This is a genomic window from Cetobacterium sp. (assembly GCF_051658645.1).
Taxonomy (GTDB): Bacteria; Fusobacteriota; Fusobacteriia; order Fusobacteriales; family Fusobacteriaceae; genus Cetobacterium_A.
Window position 1 is genome coordinate 1 of the sequence record NZ_JBOFMZ010000048.1, and the last position, 6,457, is coordinate 6,457.

Consider the following 6,457-nt stretch of genomic DNA (forward strand, 5'->3'; position numbering starts at 1 on the left):
GAATTTATTTTATCAATAATTTCAATTGTACTTTTCAAATCTTTTGAATCTTTTAAACTCATTATTAAGTCTGTTAAAGTTAACTTTACTTCGTTATAATTTGGTTTTTTATATTCAAAATTACAAAATTTCATAAATCCTCCTCGCGTTTATAAAGTAACTATATTATAGAACAAATTCCACTTATCATCAACAACAAAAAAATAGTTATATAGAAAAAATAAAAAAGGAAACAAAAAATAAAAAAGTATAAATTATAAATGAACAAAAGTAAAATTTTATTAGAAGAGGGAGATAAAATGAAAAATATAGAAAAATTAGAACGTTTAAAAAAATCATTTCAAAAAAATAAAGAGTTAGTTATAGATGCATTATATAAAGATTTAAAAAAAAGTTATGAAGAAAGTTCTCTATCTGAATATTATCCAATAATTTCAGAGTTTGATTTATTTATAAAAAACTTATCAAAATGGAGTGAACCAAATAAAATAAAAAGTTTTTTAAATTATTTTGGCAGCGGAACTATTTTAGAGCCAGAACCTTATGGACGAGTTTTAATAATGTCTCCTTGGAACTACCCATTTAATTTAAGTTTTTTACCATTGATTGGAGCGGTTGCGGCGGGAAATGAAGTTGTTCTAAAAGTTTCTGAAGCTTCTGAGAATTGTAGTTTTGTTATAAAAAAAATAATAGAAGAAAGTGCAGTTGAAGGTATCACTGTAGTTCTGGGAGATGTTGATGTATCTAAAAATCTGTTAGAAGAAAAATTTGATTATATATTCTTTACAGGAAGCAGCAGTACTGGAAAAAAAATCTATCAAAAAGCAGCTGAAACATTAACTCCTGTTACTTTAGAACTCGGAGGAAAATCACCTGTTATAATTGAAGATGAAGAGATATTAGAAGAAAGTGTTGAAAAAATAATTTGGGGGAAATTCTTTAACAGAGGGCAAACTTGTGTTGCTCCTGATCATGTATACCTACCAAAAGGAACAGCTGCAAAGTTTTTAGAGTTAACTAGAGCTTATATTCGAAAAAATGGAGATGTTGGTGGAAAAATTATAAACACTGCCCATTTTGAAAGACTTCAAAGCTATATTGAAAATGAAGAGATAATCTATCAAAATGGAAAAATAGATCTAGTTACAAAAGAAAAATGTGAATTTCCATTTACAATAGTTTTAAATCCATCTGAAGATAGTTTAATTATGACTGAAGAAATCTTTGGACCAATTTTACCTTTAATAGAATATGAAAGTTTAGAAAAAGTTTATTGGGATTTAAGAATAAAACCATCACCTCTTGCTTTATATATATTTAGAAGTGGAAAAGGAGATTTATCAACAAAAAATATTAAAGCAGGTGGAGTTTGTATAAATGCAACAATATTGCAAATTATTGATAAAAAAGTTCCTTTTGGTGGTGTTGGAGAGAGTGGAATAGGTAGTTATCATGGTAAATACTCTTTTGATACTTTTACTCATTACAAACCAATTTTTGATGGTACAAATATAAAAATGAGTATTTTGAAAAAAATAACGAATTTAATAACAAATCGAATAAAAAAATAAAATAAACATGGTGCTTAATCTAGAAATATTATACAATGTAGTATACTAGATTCTAAGGAGATTACGATGAAAAAATTATTTATTGTACCATTTTTGATTTTAAGTACAGCTGCATTTTCAATGGATGCACATTTAAGACTAGGAGCTACTACAAATGCAGGTTCTTACAACAAAGAGGACAAAAGTTTTGAAAGCTATGCACCAACAATGAGCTTAGAGGTAACTCAAACTTTGTTGTTAGCTGATGTAGGAGTTGGAATTGCTTATAACGGTAAAACAGATTCAACAGAGATTGAAACAGTTCCAGTTTATGGACTTGTAAAAATGAACTTGTTTCCAATGCTAGTAAAACCATACTTTGTTGGTAAACTAGGAAAAGTTTTATATACAAAAGACAATTTAAGCAATTCAAATCCAGATGGTAAATACTTTTATGGAGCTGGAGTAGGTATGGATATATTCTCACTACAAGGAGAAGTTTTATACTCTATAACAGAGATTGATGGAGATAGAAGAGGAAATGATAAATTAGAGCAAGTTAGTTTTACATTAGGTTATAACTTCTTCTAAAAAAGCAGCTAATAAAGCTGCTTTTTTTGTTGTGTTATTTTATATAACTTCAGAATCTAAAATTGAAAATGCTTCAGCGAGATAACGAGCTACACCATTTTCATCATTTGTAAAATCTAAAGTTTGAAACTCTTTTTTTAGCTCTTCAAATCCATTCAGCATAACTAATCCTTTTCCTGCAACTCTTAACATTTCATAGTCATTAAAAGCATCTCCAAAAGCGATTGTATGTTTTAAATCTATATTTTTAGATTTTGCTAAAGTTTTTAAAGCTGCTCCTTTTGATGTTTCAAAATGAACTATATCTAAATAGTTGCTTTGAGACACAAAGGCATTTACTTCTTTGTAATTGTTAAATAACTTTGAAAGTTTCATTAGTTTATCATTATCTTTATCCATCAATACAACTTTTTCAAAGTTGAAAGATGAGATGTTTTCTTTGTTCAGTTCAATTGGATTTTGAAGAGGATGTTCTATAAAATCATTCACAGTTTTCAAGCTTCCCTCTCCAATATAAACTTGAGATCCATAAGTTCCAAAAAATGTACATTCTTCAACAATTGACTTTTCAAAAATATTTTTTACAATATTTTTATCTAAAATTCTTTGAAATATAAGTTCTCCTTTATTGTTATAAATAGTAGAACCATTGTTACAAACAATTTCAGAGTTTAGATTTAATTCATCATAAATAAGTTTCGCTCCGCTTAAATTTCTACCTGTAGCGATAATAAAATGTATTCCCATTTTTTTTAATAAATGAACGATTTTCTTTGTATAATGGGAAACTTCTTTGTTACTATTAACTAACGTCCCATCTAAATCAGAAATTATTAATTTATACATAAATACCTCCATATGAAAATATATTTTCACAAATATTATAAAACTAAAAAACAATAAATTCAAGAATATATTTTTTAATGTTTGAAAAAATTAAAATTCATGTTAAAATGTTATGAAACACGCGTTATAATTAAGAAGAGATTAGGAGTAAGTAAACTAGATGAATAAGTCAAAAGTATTAATTTTACATGAAAATATAAAATCAAAAATAGAATTAGAAGAACTTGGATTACATTTGTTAAAAAAATATAAGTTTGAATTTTTAGATATGAATAACTTTTCAGAAAATAATCTTGAAGAATATGATTTTATTATATTTGATAGTTATGAAAATAATATTTTTGAAATTTTGAAAAAAAATATTCATAAAATAATCTTATCTGTAAATATATCTAGAGAAGAAAGACCTTCGGATTACATAAAAAGAGGTATTTCTAACTTTCTTTTAAAACCATACTCATTAAAAGAGATTCGATTAGTTTTGGATAAATTGAAAGAGTCGACTTTTATAAAAAGTGAAGCTGAAGAAAACCGCTTAAAATTTTATACTCTAATGGATAATATACCATATATGGCTTGGTTTAAAAATAAAAACAGTCAATATATGACTGTAAATAATGAATTTAAAGAACACTGTGGCAAAGAGTTTGATATTATTAAAGGAAGAGATGACGAATTTGTTTGGGACGGAATGATAGGTGAGAACTGCAAAGAGTATGACTTGAAAGTTATGACAGAAAGAAAGCAGCTTGTTTTTAATGAAGTTATTCCTGGAAAAAAAGGTTATAAACAATTCAATATATATAAAGTACCAGTTGTAGATACTAATGATAATGTACTAGGAACAATGGGAATTGCAAAAGATATTACTGATTTGAAAAATAAAGATGTTAAGTTTGATATTTTATTAGAAAATATGCCTTTTGCTGTATTTACTAAAAATAGAGTTGGAGATATTATTCAAAGTAACAAACCTTTTTATGATCTAGCTGGACAAAACAAAGTTTTAACATTAAAAGAAGAGGATTTTTTAGGAGCAGAACATAAAGAAAGTATTAATATTGAAGATAACGATGTTATTCTTCACAAGAAAAACATCAGCTTAGTAAGAACATTAAAAACAAAAAATGGAGAAAAGATAGTTGAAACTTTTAAATCTCCAATTATAGATATATCAGGAGAAGTTATAGGAATAGTTTGTACTATGAGAGATGTAACCGAAATGAAAAATCAAGAAGCACGAATCAAAAAAATGGCATATACAGATTCACTAACGGGTTTATCTAATCGAAGAGGTTTATATAATTTTATTGAAAGTGAATTGCTTATAAAAGAGGATGATATTACAATAATGTTTTTAGATTTAGATAACTTTAAAAATTTAAATGATAATTTTGGTCATCAGCATGGTGATGAAATTTTAATAGAGTTTGGAGAAGATTTAAAAAAAATATGTAAAGATGGATTTATCTCGAGAATAGGTGGAGATGAATTTGTTATTGTTTGGAAAGGTAAAACTACTAAGGATACTATAATAGAAAACGCAGATAAAATAGTTGATATTCTAGCGGGGAAAAAAATAAAGTTTACAAAGTTATCAGCGAGTATAGGAATCGTAACAGGAAATACTGGCGAAGAAAATGTGGATGATTTATTAATAAAAGGTGATTTAGCACTATACAAAGCTAAAAATCAAGGTAAAAATCAGTATGTGTTTTACAATAAAGATTTAGACAAAAAAAGATGTTTAAATGAAGATATAGAACAAGATTTAAGAAATGCATTGGAAAAAGATGAATTTGAATTATATTATCAACCACAGTATTGTTGTGATAAAAATCTAGTTGGCTTAGAAGCTCTATTGAGATGGAACAATGATAAGTATAGAACAGTTCCAATAATTGATATTATTAATATTATGGAAAAATCTGTTTTAATAGATGAGGTTGGTGATTTTATAATCAAATCTGCTTTTAAATTCTCGAAAGATATAAATGAAAATAGAAAAGACAAAGTGATTGTGTCTGTTAATATATCTGCAGTACAGATTATGAAGTATAATTTTGTAAGAAATATAAAAAATATAATTGTTAGCACATCAGTGAGTCCAGATTGTATTGGAATAGAGATTACAGAAACTGTATTATTACAAAACATTGAAGAAAATATGTTGAAAATACAAGAATTAAAAGAGCTTGGAATAAAAATATCGCTTGATGATTTTGGAACTGGATATTCTGCATTTAATTATCTTGTTAAATTACCACTTACGAATCTGAAAATAGATAAAAGTTTTGTATTTGGAATGAAAGACAGCGAAGAATATAGAACACTTGTTAAGCTTTGTATAGATACTGCTCATGCATTAAATCTAAAGATTGTAGCTGAAGGTGTTGAAACAATAGAAGACTTGAATATTTTAAAATCAATGAAAGCGGATTATATCCAAGGATATTTGTTCTCAAAACCAATTTCAAAACAAGAAATTTTAGATAAAATTTTATAAAAAATAAAAAAAGAGAGTAAAAAATAAAACTTTTACTCTCTTTTTTTCGTCAAAATTCTTGGTATTTAATGTTTTTTTGTATATAATGAAGTAGAGTTAAAAATTTACAACAGATGGATTTCAGGAGGAAAAAAATGGAAAGAATTAATGCTTTAAAAAAAGAGATTTCTAAAAAAGTAATTGGGCAAGGGGATATGGTTCAAAAAATATTGATTGGAATACTGACAGGAAATCATATTCTTTTAGAAGGATTACCAGGTTTAGCAAAGTCTTTAACTGTAAATACAATAGCTGAAACTTTAGGTTTAAGTTTTTCTAGAATACAGTTTACACCTGACTTGTTACCAAGTGATATTATAGGAACTGAAATGTATAATGAAAAAAATGGAGATTTTCATGTGAAAAAAGGACCTATCTTTGCTAATATAGTTTTAGCAGATGAAATAAATAGAGCTCCTGCTAAAGTGCAGTCTGCATTACTAGAAGCTATGCAAGAAAAACAAGTTACAATAGCAAATGAAACTTTTAAGTTAGACAAACCATTTATAGTTTTAGCTACACAAAATCCTATTGAGCAAGATGGAACATATCCTTTACCAGAAGCCCAACAAGATAGATTCTTAATGAAGGTTAAGATTGAGTACCCTACATATGCTGAAGAGCTAGAAATCTTAGAATTATTGACTGGAGAGAGAGAGATTGGAGATATAACTCTAAATACAATTCTTACATCTAGAGATTTAGAAAAAATTAAAGATGAAATAAAAAAAGTTCACATAGATATGAAGTTGAAAACATATATCTTAGATATAGTTTTTAAAACAAGAGAGCCATCGAATTATATAGCCTGTGGAGCGTCACCAAGAGCAAGTATAGGTTTAGTAACAGCATCTAAAGCCGCTGCATTTTTAGCAGGTAGAGATTTTGTTATGCCAGAAGATATCAAAAAAGTGATGTATGATGT

General features: G+C 26.9%; 5 protein-coding genes. 4 read left to right on the top strand and 1 reads right to left on the bottom strand.

What is annotated here, in order from left to right; translation table 11 throughout:
- Positions 1 to 299: 299 nt before the first annotated feature.
- Both ACRCZX_RS05520 and ACRCZX_RS05525 read left to right on the top strand, forming a co-directional pair.
- A complete protein-coding gene (locus tag ACRCZX_RS05520) occupies positions 300 to 1,571 on the top strand; it encodes an aldehyde dehydrogenase family protein (protein WP_438581935.1) in 1,272 nt (423 codons plus the stop codon).
- 66 nt (positions 1,572 to 1,637) lie between these two features.
- Positions 1,638 to 2,141, top strand: a complete 504-nt coding sequence (locus ACRCZX_RS05525; protein ID WP_438581936.1) for a hypothetical protein — start codon at positions 1,638 to 1,640, stop codon at positions 2,139 to 2,141.
- Between the two features lie 39 nt (positions 2,142 to 2,180).
- Here ACRCZX_RS05525 and ACRCZX_RS05530 read toward each other — a convergent pair whose 3' ends face one another.
- A complete protein-coding gene (locus ACRCZX_RS05530) occupies positions 2,181 to 2,987 on the bottom strand; it encodes a Cof-type HAD-IIB family hydrolase (protein WP_438581937.1) in 807 nt (268 codons plus the stop codon).
- Between the two features lie 160 nt (positions 2,988 to 3,147).
- Here ACRCZX_RS05530 and ACRCZX_RS05535 point away from each other — a divergent pair, with 160 nt between their 5' ends.
- Both ACRCZX_RS05535 and ACRCZX_RS05540 read left to right on the top strand, forming a co-directional pair.
- Entirely contained in the window at positions 3,148 to 5,493 is a 2,346-nt protein-coding gene (locus tag ACRCZX_RS05535) for a sensor domain-containing protein (protein WP_438581938.1), read from the top strand.
- A gap of 134 nt (positions 5,494 to 5,627) precedes the next feature.
- On the top strand, positions 5,628 to 6,457 hold an 830-nt coding region (locus ACRCZX_RS05540), incomplete at its 3' end, for an AAA family ATPase (RefSeq protein ID WP_438581939.1).

Bases quoted from the DNA above. Each gene is read 5' to 3' on its own strand.
- ACRCZX_RS05520 (WP_438581935.1), top strand. From the start codon at position 300: ATGAAAAATATAGAAAAATTAGAACGTTTAAAAAAATCATTTCAAAAA.
- ACRCZX_RS05525 (WP_438581936.1), top strand. From the start codon at position 1,638: ATGAAAAAATTATTTATTGTACCATTTTTGATTTTAAGTACAGCTGCA.
- ACRCZX_RS05530 (WP_438581937.1), bottom strand. From the start codon at position 2,987: ATGTATAAATTAATAATTTCTGATTTAGATGGGACGTTAGTTAATAGT.
- ACRCZX_RS05535 (WP_438581938.1), top strand. From the start codon at position 3,148: ATGAATAAGTCAAAAGTATTAATTTTACATGAAAATATAAAATCAAAA.